We start from the raw sequence: 20,318 nt of genomic DNA on the forward strand, positions 1-20,318 counted from the left end.
GAGCCCGTACGGCCCGGACGCGGCCGTACGTCTTGCGGGCGGCCCGGCGCAGTGCGCGTCGGGTCCGCCGGGCGCCCCCGCTACCGCCTTCCGGAAGAGGGATGCGCCATGACGACAGACACCGGCGACGGGCAGGTCGGCTTCGCCGATCTCGAACTGGCCCCCGAGATCGTGGGGGCGCTGACCGCGCTCGGCTACGAGGAGCCCACCCCGATCCAGCAGGAGGCGATCCCGCCCCTGCTCCAGGGGCACGACCTGCTGGGGCAGGCGGCGACGGGCACCGGCAAGACCGCCGCGTTCGCGCTGCCGCTGATCCAGCGCCTCGCGCGCGACGGAAAGCGCGGCGGGGGGCCCTCCGCACTGGTGCTGACGCCGACCCGCGAGCTGGCCATCCAGGTGTCGGAGGCGGTCCACCGCTACGGCACCGACCTGGGCGTACGCGTCCTGCCGGTGTACGGCGGCCAGCCCATCGGGCGGCAACTGCGCGAACTGCAGCGCGGCGTGGACGTGGTGGTGGCGACCCCGGGGCGGGCGCTCGACCACATCGCGCGGGGCACGCTGAAGCTGGACGACCTGCGCACGGTCGTCCTCGACGAGGCCGACGAGATGCTGGACATGGGCTTCTCGGAGGACATCGACGCGATCCTGGATCACCTGCCCGAGGAGCGGCAGACGGTGCTGTTCTCGGCGACGATGCCCGCGCGGATCGACTCCATGGCGCGCAAGCACCTCAGCGATCCGGTCCGGGTGCGCATCGAGCGGGAGGCGCCCGCGCCGGGCGAGGCACCCCGGGTGCGCGAGTCGGCGTACGTCGTGGCGCGCAACCAGAAGCCCGCCGCGCTGGGGCGGCTGCTCGACGTGGAGTCGCCGGAGGCGGCGATCGTGTTCTGCCGCACCCGTGACCAGGTGGACCAGCTCTCCGAGACGCTGAACGGGCGCGGCTACCGCGCCGAGGCGCTGCACGGCGGGCTTAGCCAGGAGCAGCGGGACCGGGTGATGGGGCGGCTGCGCAACGGTACGGCGGACCTGCTCGTCGCGACCGACGTCGCGGCGCGCGGCATCGACGTGGAGCATCTGACCCACGTGATCAATTACGACGTGCCGTCGGCGCCCGAGTCGTACGTCCACCGGATCGGGCGGGTCGGTCGCGCGGGTCGCGAGGGCGTGGCGATCACGCTGGCGGAGCCGCGCGAGTCCAGGATGCTCAAGACGATCGAGCGGGTGACCGGGCGGAAGGTCCCGCTGGAGAAGGTGCCGTCGGTGGCGGACCTGCGCGCCCGGCGCCTGGAGCTGACACGGGCGGCGCTGCACGAGAGTCTGCTCGACGACGAGGACCTGGAGCGGTTCCGGGTGGTGGTGGAGACCCTCGGGGACGAGTTCGACGTGATGGACGTGGCGCTGGCGGCGGTGAAGCTGGCGCACGAGTCGGGCGGCGCCGCGTTCGACGAGGAGGAGATCCCCGAGATCACGCCGCGCGACCGGGACCGGGACCGTGATCGCGGCGGCAGGGACCGGCGGGACCAGGACCGGGGTCAGCGCGGGCGCCGGGCGCCGCGGCGTTCCTCGCCGGGCATGACGCGGTTGTTCGTGGGCGCCGGGCGCAGCGCGGGCATCCGGCCGCAGGACCTGGTGGGCGCCATCGCCGGGGAGTCGCGGCTGAACGGACGGGACATCGGCTCGATCGAGATCGCGGACCGCTTCTCGCTGGTGGAGGTGCCCGACGAGGCGGCGGAGGACGTGATCCACGCGCTGCGCGGTGCCTCGATCAAGGGGCGGCGGGCGCAGGTGCGGCGGGAGCGGGAGCAGCAGCGCTGAACTGAGCCGAGCCGAGAGGAGCGGTGGGGAGCGGTGGGGAAATTCCCTGGCCCGGTCGGACGGCGTTCTGGTTGGGTCGGGGGACATGAGCGATCTTCAGATCCGGTCCGCCGCCTTCCCCGACATCGACGCCGTCCTGGCGTTCTGGCGGGAGGCGGCGGAGGGCACGAGCATCAGTGACGACCGGGAGGGGGTGGCCCGGCTCCTCGCGACGGACCCCGAGGCGCTGCTGCTCGCGGAGCGCGCGGGGGTGCTGGCCGGGACGGTCATCGCCGGTTTCGACGGCTGGCGCTGCTCGGCGTACCGGCTCGCCGTGCACCCGGATCACCGCCGTCAGGGCGTCGCGAGCGCGCTGCTTGAGGCGGCGGAGCGGCGGTTCGCCGCGCTCGGCGGGCGCCGGGCGGACGCGATGGTGCTGGTGCGCAACGAGACGGCGCACCATGCCTGGGGCGCGGCGGGGTACGTGCCCGAGGAGCACTGGCGCCGCTGGGTGAAGCCGCTGACGTCCTGAGGCAGGACCGGTCCGTCCGTACGGACGCTTTGCGTTTCCTTTACTATTGAGGTGCCATCCGGTCCTCGACGAAAGGTTGTGAGCGTCCGCCCATGGGCGAGCCTCCCAGTACGCGACATCGCGCGTTCCGCGCCCCCGTGCCCGATCATGGGACGGGGGTGACCCGATGACCGAAGTGCTGCTCCTTCTGGTGGCGGTCCTGCTGTCGCTCGCCTGCGGTGCCTTCGTGGCGGCAGAGTTCTCGCTGACCACGGTCGAGCGCGGCGAGCTGGAGCGGGCCGCGGCGCGCGGCGAACGGGGTGCCTCCGGTGCGCTGAAGGCTGTGCGCGGTCTGACCTTCCAGCTTTCCGGCGCGCAGCTCGGCATCACCGTGACCAACCTGGTGGTCGGCATGCTGGCCGAGCCGTCGATCGCGAAGCTGCTGTCGGGTCCGTTCCGGGCGATGGGTCTGTCGGCGACCACCGCGAGTTCGGTCGCGCTGGTGCTGGGCACCGCCCTCTCGACGGTGTTCCTGATGGTCGTCGGCGAACTGGTGCCGAAGAACTGGGCGATCTCCTCACCGCTGGCGGTGGCCAAGCGGGTGGGGACGCCGCAGCGGTGGTTCAGCAATGTGTTCCGCCCCTTCATCACCCATCTGAACAACACCGCCAACCGCGTGGTGCGCCGCTTCGGTCTGGAGCCCGCGGAGGAGCTGGCCTCGGCGCGCGGACCGCAGGAACTGGTGGCGCTGGCCCGGCACTCCGCCCGGCAGGGCGCGCTGGAGGCGGACACCGCCGAGCTGTTCGTGCGCACGCTGAACCTGGCCGACCTCACGGCGGAGAACGTGATGACGCCCCGCGTGCAGGTCGTCGCCCTGGACACCCAGGCGACCTGCGAGGACGTGGCGAACGCGACCCGTGCGACCGGGCTTTCGCGCTTCCCGGTGTACCGGGGCGGTCTCGACGCGGTGGTCGGCGTCGCGCACATCAAGGACGTGCTCGCGGTGCCCGCCGGTGACCGGCCGGTGCGCTCGGTCACCCAGATCATGCGCGACCCGCTGCTGGTGCCGGAGTCCCTGACCGTGGACCGGCTCCTGGACCGGCTGTCCGGCCGTCGCACCATGGCGGTCGTCATCGACGAGTACGGCGGCACGGCGGGCGTCGCGACCCTTGAGGACATCGTGGAGGAGGTCGTCGGCGAGGTCCGCGACGAGCACGACCCGCACGAGACGCCCGACCTCGCGCCCGACGGCACCGACGACGAGGGGCGCCTGGTGTACGCGGCGGACGGCGCCGCCCGCACCGATCAGCTCGCGAGCGTCGGACTGCGGGTGCCCGAGGGACCGTACGAGACGCTGGCGGGGCTCGTCGCGACCCGGCTCGGGCGGATACCCGAGACCGGGGACCGGATCGAGGTCGCCGGCTGGCGGCTGGACGTGACGGACGCCTCCGGGCACCGGGCCGCGCGGGTGAAGCTGCACGCGCCGTGGGGCACGGTCCGGGGCGGGGCGGAACACGGTGAGCGGACGGAGGGGGCGCGATGACCGCCGTACAGCTTCTGATCGGACTGGCGACGCTGGTCGTCAACGCCTTCTTCGTGGGCGCCGAGTTCGCGCTGATCTCGGTGCGGCGCTCGCAGGTCGAGCCGCTGGCCCAGGAGGGCGACAAGCGGGCGCGGCGGGTGCTGTGGGGTCTGGAGCACGTGTCCGCGCTGCTCGCGGCGGCGCAGCTCGGCATCACCCTGTGCACGCTGGTCCTCGGTGTGGTCGCGGAGCCCGCGATCGCGCATCTGCTGGAGCCGGTGTTCCACGCGGTGGGCGTGCCCTCCAGCGCGGGACACGTGGTGTCGTTCGTGATCGCGCTGACGCTGGCGACGTATCTGCACATGCTGCTCGGGGAGATGGTCCCGAAGAACATCGCGCTCGCGGAGCCGGTGCGCAGCGCGCTGCTGCTCGGACCTCCGCTGGTCGCGCTGTCCCGCGCCCTGCGCCCGGTGATCTTCACGGTCAACGCCTTCGCCAACGGTCTGCTGAAGCTCCTGCGCGTCGAGGCCAGGGACGAGGTGGCGGCCAGCTTCACCGACACCGAACTGGCCGAGATCGTCAAGGACGCCACCGAGGCGGGTCTCATCGACAACCGCGCCCAGGAACGCCTCAACGACGCCCTGGAGCTCGGCAGCCGCCCGGTCCGCGACGTCGTCGTCCCCCTGGAACGCGTCGTCTACGCCCGCGTCGGCATCACCCCCGAACAACTGGAGCGCCTCTCCGCCGAGTCCGGCTTCTCCCGCTTCCCGGTGGTCGACAACGGGCGCCGCATCGTCGGCTACCTCCACGTCAAGGACGCCCTCGACGCCTCCCCCCGCGACATGCCCTTCCCCCTCCCCGACATGCGCCCCATCGCCCGCATCCGCGAAACCAGCCCCCTGGACGACGTCCTCACGGCAATGCGCGGCAGCCGGACCCATGTGGCGGCGGTGATCGGCGAGGACGGGCGGCTGGCGGGACTGGTGACGATGGAGGACGTACTGCGGGAACTGTTCGGGCAGACGGCGTGAGGGGTGCCGTCCGGCGGTTGGCGGGGTGTGCGGGCGGGGCGGGGTGTGCTGCGGGGCGCCTGGAGTTCGGTGCCCGTGCGGGCGGGGTCTGGTGGGGTGTTTCGCGCGATGAGCGGTGCGCGGCGACCTTCGGTGGGGTGCCTCGCGACCTGGGCGGGCCAGGACCGGCAGGGTGACTCGCGCCTTGAGCAGCGCACGGCCCGGCGAAGTCGCTCGCGGCCGAGCAAGGCGACACCGGGGCTGTTGCGCGGCGGTATACGGCCGGGGGTCGCATGGCGCGGGCGAGGCAGGTCGGTCCCTGGCCGCGCGCGGCTCCGGTCTCGGCTGGACCCGTCCCTCTCCTCGGGACCTCGGTCCGAACCTGGCCCTGCGGGCTCGTCCCATCAGCCCGGCGTCATGTCCTCCGGCTCGGCCCTGCCACGCTCAGCCCCACCAGCCCAAGCACGCTGACCCCGCCGCGTCGGCCGACCTGGTGCCGCTCGGCCTCGCCCCCGCGTCGCGGCGCTCGGTCACGCTCGCCCGCTCTATTCCGCTCGGTCGCACGGGCCGCGTCCGATCGCGCGCCGCACACAACACCGGCGAGGTCCCGGAGGTCCTGGGGATGTTCAGCCCACCCGGCTCGCGCCGCCGTCCGTCGGCGCCGAAAAACCAGCCCGGCGTGAGACGGCACGGCGGCGTACGGACAGGGCAGCGCCAAGGCACCGTCACCGCGCCGCGCAGGGCCACGTGGGGGTACCGACCGGTGAGTATGCGGGGCAGGGATACCATCGCTTTCGCCATGCACACGAACTCCACGCCTCCCGCGCACGCCAGCCTTGTCGCCGTTGGTGACTCCTTCACCGAGGGGATGTCGGATCTGTTGCCCGACGGGTCCTATCGGGGCTGGGCCGATCTTCTCGCCGCGCGGATGGCGGCGCGGCAGCCGGGGTTCCGGTACGCCAACCTCGCGGTGCGGGGGAAGCTGATCGGGCAGATCGTCGAGGAGCAGGTGGACCTCGCGGCCGCGATGCGGCCGGATGTGATCACGCTGGTCGGCGGGCTGAACGACACCCTGCGGCCCAAGTGCGACATGGGCCGGGTCAAGGGTCTGCTGACCGAGGCGGTCGAGCGACTGGCACCGCACTGCGAGCAGCTCGTGCTGATGCGCAGCCCCGGCCGCCAGGGACCGGTGCTCGAACGGTTCCGGCCGCGCATGGAGGAGCTGTTCGACTGCGTGGACGGACTTGCCGAGAAGCACGGCGCGGTCGTCGTCGACCTGTACGGCGCTGCCTCGCTGGCCGACCCCCGGATGTGGGACGTGGACCGGCTGCACCTGACCCCCGAGGGTCACCGCAGGGTCGCGGAGGCGGTGTGGCAGTCGCTCGGCTACGAGCCCGAGGACGCCGACTGGCACACCCCGATGCCGCCCACCCCGCTGCCGGGCTGGATGGACCGCCGCGTGGCGGACGCCCGCTTCGCGCGGACGTACCTGCTGCCGTGGATAGGCCGCCGTCTGACCGGCCGTTCCTCCGGCGACGGACGCCCCGCCAAGCGCCCCGACCTGCTGCCGTACGAGGACCCCGCGGGCTCCTTGTAGGTTCCTCCGAACAACCCCAGGGCGCTGGCCTGCACGAATTGCCAGTAAACTCGGTGCACGTGACTTCAGCGCCCGCCAAGCCCCGCATCCCGAACGTCCTCGCCGGACGCTACGCCTCCACCGAGCTCGCCTCGCTCTGGTCGCCCGAGCAGAAGGTGAGGATGGAGCGGCAGCTCTGGCTCGCCGTGCTGCGGGCGCAGAAGGACCTCGGCATCGACGTGCCCGACGAGGCGATCGCCGACTACGAGCGCGTCCTCGACACCGTGGACCTGAACTCGATCGCCGAACGCGAGAAGGTCACCCGGCACGACGTGAAGGCCCGGATCGAGGAGTTCAACGCCCTCGCCGGTCACGAGCACGTGCACAAGGGCATGACCTCCCGCGACCTCACCGAGAACGTCGAGCAGCTTCAGATCCGCGTCTCCCTGGAGCTGATGCGCGACCGCACCGTCGCCGTCCTCGCCCGCCTGGGCAAGCTCGCGGCGGAGTACGGCGAACTGGTCATGGCCGGCCGCTCGCACAACGTCGCCGCCCAGGCCACCACCCTCGGCAAGCGCTTCGCCACGGCGGCCGACGAGCTGCTCGTGGCGTACGAGCGCGTCGAGGAGCTGCTCGGCCGCTACCCGCTGCGCGGCGTCAAGGGCCCGGTCGGCACCGCCCAGGACATGCTGGACCTGCTCGGCGGGGACGCCGCCAAGCTGGACGAGCTGGAGCAGCGGATCGCCGCCCACCTCGGCTTCTCGCGCGCGTTCACCTCGGTCGGCCAGGTCTACCCCCGCTCGCTGGACTACGAGGTCGTCACCACGCTGGTCCAGCTCGCGGCGGCGCCGTCCTCGCTGGCCAAGACGATCCGCCTCATGGCGGGCAACGAGCTGGTCACCGAGGGCTTCAAGCCGGGCCAGGTCGGCTCCTCCGCGATGCCGCACAAGATGAACACCCGCTCCTGCGAGCGCGTCAACGGTCTGATGGTCGTCCTGCGCGGCTACGCCTCGATGACCGGCGAGCTGGCGGGCGACCAGTGGAACGAGGGCGACGTGTCCTGCTCGGTGGTGCGCCGGGTCGCGCTGCCGGACGCGTTCTTCGCGCTGGACGGACTCCTGGAGACGTTCCTCACCGTGCTCGACGAGTTCGGCGCCTTCCCGGCGGTCGTCGCGCGCGAGCTGGACCGCTACCTGCCGTTCCTCGCCACCACCAAGGTGCTGATGGCCGCGGTGCGCTCCGGCGTCGGCCGCGAGGTCGCGCACGAGGCGATCAAGGAGAACGCCGTCGCCACCGCGCTCGCCATGCGCGAGCAGGGCGCCGACCGCAACGACCTGCTGGACAAGCTCGCCGCCGACGAGCGACTGCCGCTGGACCGCGCGCGGTTGGAGGCGCTGATGGCCGACAAGCTGTCCTTCACCGGCGCCGCCGCCGACCAGGTCGGCGTGCTGGTCGGCCGCATCGACGCGATCGCCGCCAAGCACCCGGAGGCCGCCCGCTACACCCCCGGGGCGATCCTCTGAGCCTCACCCAGGCGCAACTGGAGGCCGCCCGCGGCCGTCTCGTCCCCGACGTGCTCGCGGACGGCCTCCACGTCCTGTTCTGCGGCATCAACCCCGGTCTGATGTCCGCCGCGACGGGCCACCACTTCGCCCGCCCCGGCAACCGCTTCTGGCCCGTACTCCACCGCTCCGGCTTCACCCCCCGCCAACTGAAGCCCGCCGAGGAACGCGACCTGCTCACCTACGGTCTCGGCATCACCAACGTCGTCGCCCGCGCCACCGCCCGCGCCGACGAGCTGAAGCCCGAGGAGTACCGCGAGGGCGGTCGCCTGCTGGCCGCCAAGGTCGAGCGGTACGCCCCGCGCTGGCTCGCCGTGGTCGGCGTGACCGCCTACCGCTCCGCCTTCGCGGACCGCACCGCCCGCATCGGCCCCCAGGACCGCACCATCGGCAACACCCGGATCTGGGCGCTCCCCAACCCCAGTGGTCTGAACGCCCACTGGACACTGGAGACGATGGCGGAGGAGTTCGCGCGCCTGCGGGAAGCGGCGACGGAGGCGTAGCCGCGCTACGGCGGCGCCGTCCACGTCACCGCCGCCACCAGCTCGACCTCGTCCTCCACGTCCCGGTCGGCGACCCCCACAGCCACCCACACCCCGTCCTCCGCCTGCCACACGTCCAGCTCATCCGTCCGCAGACAGAGCGTGGCCCAGGGCTCGGGTATGGACTCGCCCCGCGCGAGCCGCACCCGAAGCGTGACCTGCCCCCAGGCGGGCCCACCGCCCCACCGCTCGTCCAGCCGCGCGGCTATCGCCTCCCGCAGCGCGTGGAAGTCCCCGACCACACGCTCCCGCACCCCCGCATCGCCCGCCCTCAGCCCCTGGCTGGACTCCAGAACCACAGCGCGGTACCCGACCCCGCCCTCCTCCGGCAGATCCAGGGCGCGGAGCCGGTCGATGGCGGCGATGTGCCGTGCGACGACGTCCATGGGTCCAGTAAAGCGGGGGGCACTGACAATTGGCGGGGCGTCAGCATCCCCCTCCGAGCCGAGCCGGGGTTGCCACTCGCTCAGGCGTCCCGGCGCCGTACGCACCACGCCCCCGCGACCAGCGCCGCCGCCGTCCACAGCGCGGTGACCGCGAGCCCGGACCAGGGGCCGAGGGCGCCGTCCCAGGTGCTGTGCAGGGCGATCTGGCCGGCCCGGTCGGGCAGGTAGTCGGCGGCGCCGGACGAGAGGTCACCGATGACGAAGGACACGATCAGCAGGAAGGGGATCAGCAGGGAGAGGGTGGTGACGCCGCTGCGCAGGACGGCGGCGAGTCCGGCGGCGAGGAGCGCCATCAGGGTGAGGTACAGCGCGCAGCCGAGGGCGCCGCGCAGTCCGTCGCCCCAAGTGGGCGCCTCCGCACCGAGGTTGGCGCGACCCACCGCGAGGGTCAGCAGTCCGGTGAGCAGACCGGCCGTGAACACCGGCAGCGCGACGGCGCCGGCCTTGGCGGCGAACCAGCGGGTGCGGTCCGGTACGGCGGCCAGCGTCAGCCGGAGCGCACCGCCCCGGTACTCCCCCGCCACCGCCAGGGCGCCGAAGGCGACCGCCGCGATCTGGCCGAGACTGACGCCGAAGTACACCGAGAACAGCGCGTCGGAGTGATCGGGATGCGCCGAGGTGACCGCCGAAAAGCCCACGGTGACCAGGAGGACGGCGGCCAGAGCGCCCACCAGCGACCGCAGCGTTCGGATCTTGAGCCACTCGGCGTACAGGACGGGAACGAACGGCATGGTCAGACCTCCTGGGGCTGTGCGGTGAACTCCGCCTCGGCGGCCGTGAGATCGAGGTACGCCTCTTCCAGACTGGCTTCCTGGGCGGCGAGTTCGAGCACGGGCAGTCCCGCCTCGGACAGCAGCCGTCCCAACTCCTCGGCGGAGGCGTGCCGTACGGTCCACGCGCCGTCCGCGTCCCGCTCCGCCTCGTGGCCGTGCCGCAGGAGCAGCGCGCCGAGGGCGTCGGTGTCGGTGGCGCGCACCCGTACCCGGGGGCTCACCCGGGCGTCGATGAACTCCCGTACCGAAGTGTCCGCGAGCAGGCGGCCCCGGCCGAGGATCACCAGATGGTCCGCGAACGCGGCCGTCTCGCCCATCAGATGGCTGGACACCAGGACCGTACGCCCCTCGGCGGCCAGCTCCCGCAGCAGCGAGCGGACCCAGATGATGCCCTCGGGGTCGAGCCCGTTGGCGGGTTCGTCGAGCAGGATCACCTCGGGGTCGCCGAGCAGCGCGGCGGCGATGCCGAGCCGCTGGCGCATCCCGAGGGAGAAGGTCCGCACCCGGCGCCGGGCCACGGAGGCGAGCCCGGTGCGCTCCAGGACGGCGCCGACCCGCGCCACGGGGATGCGGTTGGCCGCCGCCAGCACCCTGAGGTGGTCGTATGCCGTGCGGGCACCGTGCGCGGCGCGGGCTTCCAGCAGGGAGCCCACCCGGCGCAGTGGCTCGGTGAGTTGGTCGTAGCGGCGCCCGTCGAGGGTGGCGGTGCCGGAGGTGGGACGGTCGAGACCGAGGACGAGCCGCATGGTGGTGGACTTGCCCGCGCCGTTGGGTCCGAGGAAGCCGGTGACGCGCCCGGGGCGGACGGTGAGGGTCACTCCGTCGACGGCGCGTCTGCCGCCGTACTCCTTGGTGAGGTCGCGCAGTTCGATGCTGGTCATGGCGACGAGCCTCGCCGGACGCGCCCTCGCGCGCCTCCCCCTGGCGTGGGGATCTCCTCCCCCGTGCGAGGGAGATGCGTCACCCGTGCGGCCTGCGACGATGACTGCATGGTCCGCATCCTGCGCCCGCTGCTGCGCGGGACGACGTACACACGCCTGCTGCATCTGTGGGTGCCGATGCTGATCGTCAGCGTCTGGCTCTTCATCGACCCCCGTACGCCGTGGATGCCCGCGCTCCTGATCGCGCCGGCCGGTCTCGTGGCCGGGGTGCGGATGGGCGAGGGCGTGCAGGCGCGGCTGCTGCTGACGCCCGGCGAGAAGGAGCCGGGCATCTCCGCGGTCCCGGCGGCGTCCTGGCGGGACCGCTGGCGCACCGTGCTCTGGCTGGAGGTGCGGATGGTCCTCGGGGTGGCCGCGGTGTTCGCCTGCGTGTGGCTGCCGACGCTGACCTTCGACCTCACCAAGTACGCCTGGGGACAGCCGCCTTCGGGTCTCCCCCTGCTGGACCGGTTACCCCCGCATCCGGCGTACGCGCTGCTCGCCCCGCTCCCGCTGCTCGTCCTGTACGGCGCGGTGGTCGGGCTCGGCGCGCTCGTCACGGCGTGCGCCCGGCAGTTGCTCGGTCCGTCGGCCGCCGAACGTCTGGCGGCGCTGGAGGAGCGCACCGAGCTGCTGCTCGAACGGACGCGAATCGCCCGGGAGTTGCACGACTCGATCGGTCACGCGCTGACCGTGGCGGTGGTGCAGGCGGGTGCCGCGCGGGCGGCGGGCGACGCGGAGTTCACCGGGCGCGCGCTGACCGCCATCGAGGAGACCGGACGGACCGCCCTCGAAGACCTGGAGCGGGTGCTCGGGGTGCTGCGCGAGGCGGAGCGGCCGGTGAGCGGGCGACCCACGCTGACGGACGCGGGTCGGCTGCTGGAGTCGGCGCGGGCTTCGGGCGCCGAGGTGGATTCCGAGGTGACGGGTCCGGTGGAGGCGGTGCCGGGTCCGGTGTCCCGGGAGGGCTACCGCATCCTCCAGGAGGCGCTGACCAACGTCCTGCGGCACGCGGGGCCGGTGCCCGTGCGGGTCCGGGTGACCGTCGCCGAACGGCGGCTCACGCTGGAGATACGCAATCCGCTCCCGGCGGCTCAGGTCGACAGCCGTGGCGGCAGCGGGCTGCGCGGCATCCGCGAGCGGGCGGCGCTGCTCGGCGGCAGCGCCCTGACCGGTCCGGACGGGGGCGAGTGGCGGGTGCGGGCGGAACTGCCGCTCGGCTGAGGCGGACGGCGGACCGAGGACCGCGCCTCCGCTCAGCCGATGACGAAGGCGCCCCGCGCTGATCTACGCTGGCCGGATGCCGGTCACCGTACTGCTCGTCGACGACGAACCCCTGGTCCGCGCCGGTCTGCGGGCCATGCTGGACGCCCAGCCCGACATCGAGGTGGTCGGCGAGGCGGCCGACGGCGCTGCCGTCATCCCGCTGGTGCGCCGACTCCGGCCGGACGTCGTGGCGATGGACGTACGGATGCCCCTCCTCGACGGCATCGAGGCCACCCGCGCGGTACTGCGTACCGTGACCGACCCGCCCAAGATCGTCGTCGTGACGACCTTCGAGGAGGACGAGTACGTGTACGAGGCGCTGCGCGCGGGCGCGGACGGCTTCCTGCTGAAGCGGGCCCGCCCGGAGGAGATCGCGCACGCGGTGCGCCTGGTCGCGGCGGGCGACTCGCTGCTGTTCCCGGCGTCCGTACGGCAGTTGGCCGCCCGTTACGGCGGGGAACGGCCCGCCTCCGACCCCCTGGCGGCTGCCCGGCTGACGGAGCGGGAGGCGGAGGTGCTGCGGCTGATGGCGCGGGGGCTGACGAACGCCGAGATCGCCGGTCGGCTGGTCGTCGGCGTAGAGACGGTGAAGTCGCATGTGAGCGCGGTCCTGGCCAAGCTCGGGGCGCGCGACCGGACGCAGGCGGTCATCGCCGCGTACGAGTCGGGGTTCGTCGCGCCGGGATGACCCCCGCCCGCCCCTCGCCGGGATCGGCGGGCCCGAGTACGATCCGCCCCACGACGCCCGCGAGCTGGGAGGACGGACCGTGGGGCAGCTTACCGGTGGCGATCCCTCGCTGCTGCGGAGGATCAACTCCGCGGTGGTGCTGCGCGCGCTGCGCGACACGGAGTGCGCGACGCTCACCGAGATCACCCGGGTGACCGGGCTGTCCCGGCCCACCGTCGAGGGGGTCGTGGAGGGGCTGATCGAGGCGGGGCTCGTGGTGGAGACGGCGGCCGAGGAGGGGACGGCCCGGCGGCAGGGGCGCCCGGCGCGGCGGTTCCGGTTCCGGGCCGAGGCGGGGCATCTGCTGGGACTGGAGATAGGCGCGCACCGGGTGGTGGCGACCCTGTCCGACCTGGACGGACGGGTCCTCGGCACCCAGACCAGACCCGTCGACGAGAAGGCACCGGCCGACGAGCGCCTGGAGCGGCTGCGCGGCACGGTCGCCGAGTTGCTGCGCCGGGCCGGGGTCGCGCGTGGCTCGCTGCGCGCGGTCGGGGTGGGCACGCCGGGCATCGTGGAGGCCGACGGAACGGTTCGCCTGGGTACGGCGCTGCCCGACTGGACGGGGCTGCGGCTCGGTGACCGGCTGAGCCGTTCCTTCAAGTGCCCGGTGCTCGTGGAGAACGACGCCAACGCGGCGGTCGTCGCCGAGCGCTGGAAGGGCGCGGCGGCGAAGAGCGACGACGTGGTGTTCGTGCTGGCCGGGCTGAGTCCCGGCGCGGGCGCGCTGATCGGCGGGCGGCTGCACCGGGGGTTCGGCGGGGCGGCCGGGGAGATCGGGGCGCTGCATCTGCTGGGCCGCGAGGCGACGCCGGAGACGCTGCTGTCCACCACGGACGAGCCGCTGCCCCCGCTGGACGAGCAGGCGGTCACCGAGGTGTTCGCGCTGGCCCGCGAGGGCGACCGGGCGGCGCAGGCCGCCGTGGAGCGCTTCATCCAGCGCCTGGTGCACGACGTGGCCGCGCTGGTCCTGGCCCTCGATCCCGAACTCGTCGTCATAGGCGGCTGGGCGGCGGGTCTGGACGGCGTCCTTGACCCCCTGCGCCGCGAGCTGTCCCGCTACTGTCTGCGCCCGCCGGGTGTCGCCCTCTCGCTTCTGGGCGAGGCGGTCGTCGCCATGGGCGCGCTGCGGCTGGCGCTGGCGCATGTGGAGCGGCAACTGTTCGCGGTGGAGGGGGCGGTGGGGGCGGGCGACTGAGCCACCCCGGCCGCAAAGCACCGCACGCCCCGCCCATCAGGCGGAGCGTGCGGTCGGTTCACGGCACCCGTCGGGGCATCGCGTCCCTCAGGACGCCCGGCGCGCCGGATCCTCGTGTATCTCGACGTCCGGGGAGTCCCCGAACGTCAGCCGGCAGGTGTCCGCCCGGTACGTCGCCACGGAGAGCGCCGCGGTGCGGCCCGCCGCGTGGAAGCGGGTCGTCAGGACCAGGACCGGGGAGCCCGGCAGCCGGTCGAGTTCGCGGGCGTCGTCCGCCCCGGCGGAGCCGAGTTCGACGGCGCGGTCCTGACCGTCCAGCTCCAGCCGGTGCAGCTCGCGCAGCACCGCACGCGCGCGGGACGGGCCCGAGGGCGCGTCGATCGCGGTGAGGTCGGGCACCGAGGCGGCCGGGACGTAGAGCAGTTCGGTGGCGACGGTGCGGCCGTGCGAGGTGCGGGAGCGGCGCACGGTGTGCACCTCTTCCGCGCCGGTCTCCAGCGCGGCGGCGACGGACGCGGGCGGCACGGACCGTACACAGTCCACGGGCTGCCAGGCGTCGTCCCCGGACCCCGGCCAGGTGTGCCGCGAGGTGCCGACGGCGACGCCCATGCGGGGCGGCGCGACGGTGGTGCCGACGCCCCGGCGGCGCTGGAGGCGCCCCTCCAGCTCCAGTTGCTCGAGCGCCTGGCGCAGCGTGGCGCGAGCCACGCCGTAACGGGCAGCGAGGTCGCGTTCGTTCGGCAGGATCTCGCCGACCGAGAACTCCGAGTCGAGTGCCTCGGTGAGCACGGTCTTGAGATGCCAGTACTTCGGTTCCGGCACCGATTCCAGTTGCGTGGTCCCCACCCTGTCCTCCGCAAGCCGTTGTCCGGCGGTTTTGGCGCCCTTGTTTATTAAAGGTTGTTGCAGTTATCAGTGACCATAAAACGGGCCTGATTCTTGGTCAAGACCAATCCTCTCTCCAGGGCCCATATCGGCGGGCGCCGGACACCCGGGCGTTCACACGGTGTTCGTGAGAGAACGCAGCTTGTCCGGGTTGCGGACGATGTAGACGGTGCTGACGAGGCCGTCCACGATGTCCACCTGGAACACGGAGTCGGGCGTGCCGTCGAGCAGGACGACCACCGCGACACCGCCGTTGACCTCGATGAACTCGTACGACATGCCGGGTACGACGCCCTTGCCGACGGCGCCCGCGAGGAAGCGGCCGACCTTGTCCGCGGTGTGCAGTTCGCGCAGCGGCGCCTTCGCCTTGCCGCCGCTGTCGCCGACGAGCCGGACCTCGGGCGCGAGGAGCGACATCAGCCCTTCGAGGTCGCCCTCGGTCGCGGCGGCGAGGAAACGCCGGGTGAGGTCGCGGCGCTGGGCGGGGTCGACGTCGTAGCGCGGGCGCCGCTCCTCGACGTGACGGCGGGCACGTCCGGCGAGCTGGCGTACCGCCGCCTCGCCGCGGTCGAGGAGGTCCGCGATCTCGGCGTAGGGGTAGCCGAACGCCTCGCGCAGCACGAACACGGCGCGCTCCAGCGGGGAGAGCGACTCCAGGACGACGAGGACGGCGAGGGAGACGGAGTCGGCGAGCAGGGCGCGGTCGGCGGTGTCGGGGACGGTGTCGCCGAAGTCGGTGACGTACGGCTCGGGCAGCCAGGGACCGACGTACGCCTCGTCGCGCGCCTTGACCTGGCGGAGCCGGTCGATGGCGAGGCGGGTGGTGACGCGCACCAGATAGGCGCGCGGTTCGCGGACCTTGTCGCGGTCGGCGCCCGCCCAGCGCAGCCAGGCGTCCTGGACCACGTCCTCGGCGTCGGCGACGCGGCCGAGCATCCGGTAGGCGACTCCCATGAGGAGAGGGCGGTTCTCTTCGAAGACGTCGGTCGCGGTGTCGGTGGTCACCGCCTCATCCCAGCCGACCCGTCCGCCGGTGTCCAGACGGTATCGCCCGACACGCGCCAGGGTCCCTGCGGAATCAGCCGGTCCGGTACCGGGGCGGGTGAGGTCACCGCCCGGGGCCGGCGGATGCACCGCCCGGCGCGGGTACTACCCGCCGGTAGCCATTGCTGACAAGCTGTCCACCGCGTCCGTCAGCAGCCCACCCGAGGAGCACTTCATGTCCGCCACCGCCTCCTTCCCGGTCACCGGCCCGCACGGCTCGGGGGACGTGACCGTCTCCTACGAGCGCGTGGGGCGCGGCGAGCCGCTGGTCCTGCTGCACGGCATCGGGCACCACCGGCAGGCGTGGAGCCCGGTGATCGACATCCTGGCGACCGAGCGCGAGGTCGTCGCGGTGGACCTGCCGGGCTTCGGCGCCTCCCCCGGTCTGCCGGCCGGTCTGGACTACGACCTGCCGACGACCAACGTCGTGCTCGGCGCGTTCTTCCGCGAACTGGGCCTGGACCGCCCGCACGTGGCGGGCAACTCGCTCGGCGGGCTGCTCGCCCTGGAGCTGGGCAGCGCGCGGCTGGTCCGCTCGGTCACCGCGCTGTCCCCGGCAGGGTTCTGGACCGAGGCGGAGCGCCGCTACGCCTTCGGGGTGCTGCTCACCATGCGCGGCATCGCGCAGCGCCTCCCGCTGCCCCTGGTGGAGCGGCTGGCGGGCAACGCGGTGGGGCGTACGGCGCTGACCAGCACCATCTACGCCCGCCCGGCGCGCCGTTCGCCCGAGGCGGTGGTCGCCGAGACGCTCGCGCTGGCCGGGGCGACCGGTTTCGAGGCGACGCTGCGCACGGGCACCACCGTGCGGTTCACCGACACGGTGCCCGGTACGCCCGTGACGGTGGCGTGGGGCACCCGGGACCGGCTGCTGCTGCGCAGGCAGGGGGTGCGCGCGAAGCAGACGATTCCGCACGCCCGCCTGGTGCGGCTGCCCGGCTGCGGGCACTGCCCGATGAACGACGACCCGGCGCTCGTGGCACGCGTCCTGCTGGACGGCAGCCGCTGACCGCCCGCGTCCCGTACCCTCGGTAGTGCCGCGCACCGGCGTCATCCCCCGGAGCGCGGCACTCCCTCGTACGGGTCAACTCTCCTGCGCGGTGAGCACGTTGCGTGGCTGATGGGGCGGCACACAAGGCGGCGCGGCGGATCACGGCCGTAGAAAATGCAAGGAAATCGACCCAATCAGCCTTTACCCATCGGTCACAGAGCGTTCGTGATCACGCAACACCGCTGCGTCACAGTGGCCGCATGACACCAGAGAACTCTCAGACGATGCGCGCCCGGCACGGGCGCCCGGTGCACCACTGGCGGCGCGATCTCGTGGAACTGGCCGCGCTGTTCACGGCCGTCGCGGTCGCGGACGCGGTGGCGAACCTGATCGGGCACGGCCCCGACGGTCCCGCGCTCCTGGTGGCCTCGGCGATCGCGCTGGCCGCGACCGCCGGTTTCCACACGTGGTGGTCAAGGCGCCACGCACCCCCGGTGCCCGACAGCGATACCGGCGCCCGGTCCGCCGCCGCGGCGCGGCCGACCGGGCAGTCCGACGACGAGAGCGCCCCGGCGGAAGGACCGGGCGCGCTGTGGCGGATGCGGACGACCGTACGGGACGAACCCGGCTCGCTGGCCGTGCTGTGCACCGCGCTGGCCGAGGCGCGGGTCGACATCCTGAGCCTCCAGACGCATCCGCTGGGCGACGGCACCGTGGACGAGTTCCTGCTGCGGGCGCCTCAGGCGCTGACGGCGACCGAGCTGACCCGGACGGTCGCGCGGGCGGGCGGCGCCGCCACCTGGGTGGAGCGCGCCGACGCCCACGACCTGGTGGACGCCCCCACCCGCATCCTCGCCCTGGCCACCCGCACCGCCCTGGACACCGCCGAACTGCCGCTGGCGCTGCGGCAGTTGCTGGGGCGGTGCACCGTGCGTTCGCTGCCCGGCAAGCCGTCGGACGCGGAGGTGGTGCCCGTCGAGGGCGTCCTTGAGGACACGGTGATGCGGCTCCGCGCCCCGGGCGGCGGGGTGTTGAGCGTGGAGCGACCGTATCTGCCCTTCACGCCGACCGAGTTCGCGCGGGCGCGGGCGCTGGTCGAGCTGGACGGCAGGCTGGGACCGCGCATTCCGCGCGGTCGTGACGTGCTGACGCTGCCGGAGGGCAACGACATCACCGTGCGCCGGGTGGACACCGGTGATCTGGAAGCCGCCCGCGCGATGCACGAGCGCTGCTCGCCGGACACCCTCGCGCTGCGCTACCACGGTCCGGTCTCCGACGCCGACCGCTACCTCAACCATCTGCTCAGCCCCCGTTTCGGCCGCACCCTGGCCGCGCAGACCACCTCGGGGCGCGTCGTCGGTCTCGGGCATCTGCTGTGGGACGGCGACGAGACCGAGGTCGCCCTGCTGATCGAGGACGACTGGCAGCGGCGCGGCATCGGCGCCGAACTGCTCGGCCGTCTGGTGGCGTTGGCGGTCGAGGCGGGCTGCGAGAGCGTGTACGCGGTGACCCGCTCCTCCAACACCGGCATGGTCGCGGCGATGCGCGGTCTCGGACTCCCGCTGGACTACCAGATCGAGGAGGGCACCCTCGTCATCACCGCCCGCCTGGACGCGGTCCCGGTGCCGGTGCCGCACGAGGACGGGCGGGTACGGCTCGGCGGCGCGGCGGAGCACGGCTGAGCACGGCTGAGTACGGCTGAGCACCGCCGACACGAGTGCGGTACGGCCCGAACGGCGCCTGGAGACAGGTCCGTTCGGGCCGTACGGCGTTCACCCCACCGCCTCGCTCAGCGGCACCGGCGTGCGGGCGGGCGTCCCCAGCGCGCCGTCCAGGTCCGCCCACAGGTCGTCCACGTCCTCCAGTCCGACGGAGAGCCGCAGCAGCCGGTCGCTCACCCCGGCGCCGCGCCGGTCGTCGGCGTCGACGATGCGGTGGCTGATGGAGGCGGGGTGCTGGATGAGGGTGTCGACGCTGCCCAGGCTGACGGCGGGGGTGATCAGCCGGACGCGGGAGATCACCTCGTGCGGGTCGCCGTGTGTCTCGAAGGCGATCATCGCGCCGCCCAGGCGGGGATAGCGGACGCGGGCCACGCGCGGGTCGGCGGCGAGCCTGCGGGCGAGTTCGGCGGCGCTCGCGGAGGCGGCCCGTACCCGGACCGGCAGCGTGGCCAGACCCCGCAGCAGCAGGTATCCGGCGAGCGGGTGCAGCACCCCGCCGGTCGCGAACCGTATCCTGCGCAGGTGACCGGCGAACTCCTCGTCGCAGGCGACCACTCCGGCGAGGACGTCCCCGTGTCCGCCGAGGTACTTGGTGGCGCTGTGCAGCACCAGGCGGGCGCCGAGTCCGGCGGGGCGTTGCAGCACGGGCGTCGCGAAGGTGTTGTCGGCGAGCAGCGGGACCGAGCCGCAGGCGTGGGCGACGGCGCGCAGGTCGGTCTCGGCGAGGGTGGGGTTGGCCGGGGACTCGACCATCACCAGACCGGTGTCGGGGCGCAGCGCGTCGGCGATGCCCGCCGGGTCGGTCCAGGTGACCTCGGTGCCGAGCAGCCCTGCGGTCAGCAGATGGTCGCTGCAGCCGTACAGCGGGCGTACCGCGACGACATGGCGCAGACCCGCCGCCGAGCGGGTGAGCAGGACCGCGCTGAGGGCGGCCATGCCGCTGGCGAACGCCACGGCGGACTCGGTGCCTTCGAGCCGGGCGAGCGCGGTCTCGAAGCGGGCCGTGGTGGGGTTGCCCAGGCGGCCGTAGACCGGCGGTCCCACGGGGTCGGCGCCGTCGGCGGCGAAGGCGTCGATGCGGGCCGCCTCGGCGCGGCTGTCGTACGACGGATAGGTGGTGGACAGGTCGATGGGCGGGGTGTGCAGTCCCTGGCGGGCGAGGTCGTCGCGCCCCGCGTGCACGGCCTCGGTGGCCAGAGCGCGGGGAGCGGTGGTGTCGAAAGCGCCGTTGCTCGCTGAGTCCATGGGCGCCAGGGTGAACACCGGCCGGGCTCAGGGGGTCAACAGCCGTGTTACGTTCGGCTCATGGCCGATTCCGTCGTACTGGACCCGGTGGATCTGCTGCTGTTGCGGCTGCTGCAGAACGACGCCCGGACCACGTACCGCGACCTCGCCGCGCAGGCGGGGGTGGCGCCCTCGACGTGTCTGGACCGGGTGGCGCGGCTGCGCCGTTCGGGGGTGATCCTCGGGCACGAGCTGCGCCTGGACGCGGCGAAGCTGGGGCGCGGTCTCCAAGCGCTGCTCTCGGTGCAGGTACGGCCGCACCGAAGGGAGTTGGTGGGTCCGTTCGTGGAACGGGTGCGCGCGCTGCCGGAGTCGCGGACGGTGTTCCATCTGACCGGTCCCGACGACTATCTGGTGCACGTGGCGGTGGCGGACATGACCGATCTTCAGCGCCTGGTGCTGGACGAGTTCACCTCGCAGCGTGAAGTGGCGCGCGTGGAGACCCGGTTGATCTTCCAGCAGTGGGACTGCGGTCCGCTGCTCCCGCCCGGCACACCGTGATCCGAAACGGGGTGACGTGGGCACTCCGTGGCGACGAGGATGGGCGCC

At 73.3% G+C, this 20,318-nt stretch carries 19 protein-coding genes; 13 read left to right on the plus strand and 6 right to left on the minus strand.

The genetic code is table 11. The annotated features are described in order from the left end of the window. Window positions 1-108: 108 nt before the first annotated feature. The 7 genes from IF655_RS04945 to mug all read left to right on the plus strand — a co-directional run bounded on the left by IF655_RS04945 (window position 109) and on the right by mug (window position 8,478). The gene (locus IF655_RS04945; RefSeq protein ID WP_199582254.1) at window positions 109-1,815 is read left to right on the plus strand and encodes a DEAD/DEAH box helicase; all 1,707 of its coding nucleotides are present in this window, start codon (window positions 109-111) and stop codon (window positions 1,813-1,815) included. A gap of 85 nt (window positions 1,816-1,900) precedes the next feature. Further along, window positions 1,901-2,326 carry a GNAT family N-acetyltransferase gene (locus IF655_RS04950; protein ID WP_199582255.1) on the plus strand — a complete coding sequence of 142 codons (426 nt, stop codon included), beginning with the start codon at window positions 1,901-1,903 and terminating at the stop codon, window positions 2,324-2,326. A 166-nt stretch (window positions 2,327-2,492) separates the two neighbouring features. Next, a complete protein-coding gene (locus tag IF655_RS04955; protein WP_199582256.1) occupies window positions 2,493-3,848 on the plus strand; it encodes a hemolysin family protein in 1,356 nt (451 codons plus the stop codon). Continuing rightward, a complete protein-coding gene (locus IF655_RS04960; protein WP_199582257.1) occupies window positions 3,845-4,858 on the plus strand; it encodes a hemolysin family protein in 1,014 nt (337 codons plus the stop codon). Before IF655_RS04955 ends, IF655_RS04960 begins: the two co-directional genes overlap by 4 nt. 778 nt (window positions 4,859-5,636) lie before the next feature. Further along, window positions 5,637-6,434, plus strand: coding sequence for an SGNH/GDSL hydrolase family protein (locus IF655_RS04965; RefSeq protein WP_199582258.1), 798 nt, complete (start codon window positions 5,637-5,639; stop codon window positions 6,432-6,434). Window positions 6,435-6,493: 59 nt separating this feature from the next. Further along, window positions 6,494-7,936, plus strand: coding sequence for an adenylosuccinate lyase (gene purB, locus IF655_RS04970; protein ID WP_199582259.1), 1,443 nt, complete (start codon window positions 6,494-6,496; stop codon window positions 7,934-7,936). Window positions 7,937-7,986: 50 nt separating this feature from the next. Next, window positions 7,987-8,478: a G/U mismatch-specific DNA glycosylase gene (gene mug / locus IF655_RS04975; protein ID WP_307814859.1), complete on the plus strand. Its 492-nt coding sequence runs from the start codon at window positions 7,987-7,989 to the stop codon at window positions 8,476-8,478. 5 nt (window positions 8,479-8,483) lie between these two features. Here the strand turns inward: mug and IF655_RS04980 are convergent, their stop codons facing one another. The 3 genes from IF655_RS04980 to IF655_RS04990 form a co-directional block, all read right to left on the minus strand. After that, window positions 8,484-8,903, minus strand: a complete 420-nt coding sequence (locus IF655_RS04980; protein ID WP_199582260.1) for a hypothetical protein — start codon at window positions 8,901-8,903, stop codon at window positions 8,484-8,486. 80 nt (window positions 8,904-8,983) lie between these two features. Next, window positions 8,984-9,694 carry an ABC transporter permease gene (locus IF655_RS04985; protein ID WP_199582261.1) on the minus strand — a complete coding sequence of 237 codons (711 nt, stop codon included), beginning with the start codon at window positions 9,692-9,694 and terminating at the stop codon, window positions 8,984-8,986. Between the two features lie 2 nt (window positions 9,695-9,696). Further along, a complete protein-coding gene (locus IF655_RS04990; protein WP_199582262.1) occupies window positions 9,697-10,617 on the minus strand; it encodes an ABC transporter ATP-binding protein in 921 nt (306 codons plus the stop codon). A gap of 108 nt (window positions 10,618-10,725) precedes the next feature. Between IF655_RS04990 and IF655_RS04995 the strand changes: the two genes are divergently transcribed. The 3 genes from IF655_RS04995 (at window position 10,726) to IF655_RS05005 (ending at window position 13,847) form a co-directional block, all read left to right on the plus strand. After that, window positions 10,726-11,880 (plus strand): sensor histidine kinase, encoded by a 1,155-nt coding sequence (locus IF655_RS04995; protein ID WP_199582263.1) that lies wholly within the window; start codon window positions 10,726-10,728, stop codon window positions 11,878-11,880. 76 nt (window positions 11,881-11,956) lie between these two features. After that, window positions 11,957-12,610, plus strand: coding sequence for a response regulator transcription factor (locus IF655_RS05000; protein WP_199582264.1), 654 nt, complete (start codon window positions 11,957-11,959; stop codon window positions 12,608-12,610). A gap of 79 nt (window positions 12,611-12,689) precedes the next feature. After that, the gene (locus tag IF655_RS05005; protein ID WP_199582265.1) at window positions 12,690-13,847 is read left to right on the plus strand and encodes an ROK family transcriptional regulator; all 1,158 of its coding nucleotides are present in this window, start codon (window positions 12,690-12,692) and stop codon (window positions 13,845-13,847) included. 87 nt (window positions 13,848-13,934) lie between these two features. Here IF655_RS05005 and IF655_RS05010 read toward each other — a convergent pair whose 3' ends face one another. Then, entirely contained in the window at window positions 13,935-14,693 is a 759-nt protein-coding gene (locus tag IF655_RS05010; protein ID WP_199582266.1) for a GntR family transcriptional regulator, read from the minus strand. A gap of 153 nt (window positions 14,694-14,846) precedes the next feature. Continuing rightward, complete coding sequence (locus tag IF655_RS05015) at window positions 14,847-15,737, minus strand: RNA polymerase sigma-70 factor (protein WP_199582267.1); 891 nt, start codon at window positions 15,735-15,737, stop codon at window positions 14,847-14,849. A gap of 214 nt (window positions 15,738-15,951) precedes the next feature. Between IF655_RS05015 and IF655_RS05020 the strand changes: the two genes are divergently transcribed. Together IF655_RS05020 and IF655_RS05025 are read left to right on the plus strand one after the other, a co-directional pair. Continuing rightward, the gene (locus IF655_RS05020) at window positions 15,952-16,782 is read left to right on the plus strand and encodes an alpha/beta fold hydrolase (RefSeq protein ID WP_199582268.1); all 831 of its coding nucleotides are present in this window, start codon (window positions 15,952-15,954) and stop codon (window positions 16,780-16,782) included. A 242-nt stretch (window positions 16,783-17,024) separates the two neighbouring features. Continuing rightward, on the plus strand, window positions 17,025-18,446 hold the full coding sequence (locus tag IF655_RS05025; protein WP_199582269.1) for a GNAT family N-acetyltransferase: 1,422 nt from the start codon (window positions 17,025-17,027) through the stop codon (window positions 18,444-18,446). A 90-nt stretch (window positions 18,447-18,536) separates the two neighbouring features. On the opposite strand, the gene IF655_RS05030 is transcribed toward IF655_RS05025, so the two are convergent. Beyond that, window positions 18,537-19,730, minus strand: coding sequence for a PLP-dependent aspartate aminotransferase family protein (locus IF655_RS05030; RefSeq protein WP_199582270.1), 1,194 nt, complete (start codon window positions 19,728-19,730; stop codon window positions 18,537-18,539). A gap of 60 nt (window positions 19,731-19,790) precedes the next feature. Here IF655_RS05030 and IF655_RS05035 point away from each other — a divergent pair, with 60 nt between their 5' ends. Then, window positions 19,791-20,270 (plus strand): Lrp/AsnC family transcriptional regulator, encoded by a 480-nt coding sequence (locus IF655_RS05035; RefSeq protein WP_199582271.1) that lies wholly within the window; start codon window positions 19,791-19,793, stop codon window positions 20,268-20,270. The last annotated feature ends 48 nt before the right edge of the window (window positions 20,271-20,318 follow it).

The organism is Streptomyces sp. DSM 110735 (assembly GCF_016482685.1).
GTDB lineage: Bacteria > Actinomycetota > Actinomycetes > Streptomycetales > Streptomycetaceae > Streptomyces.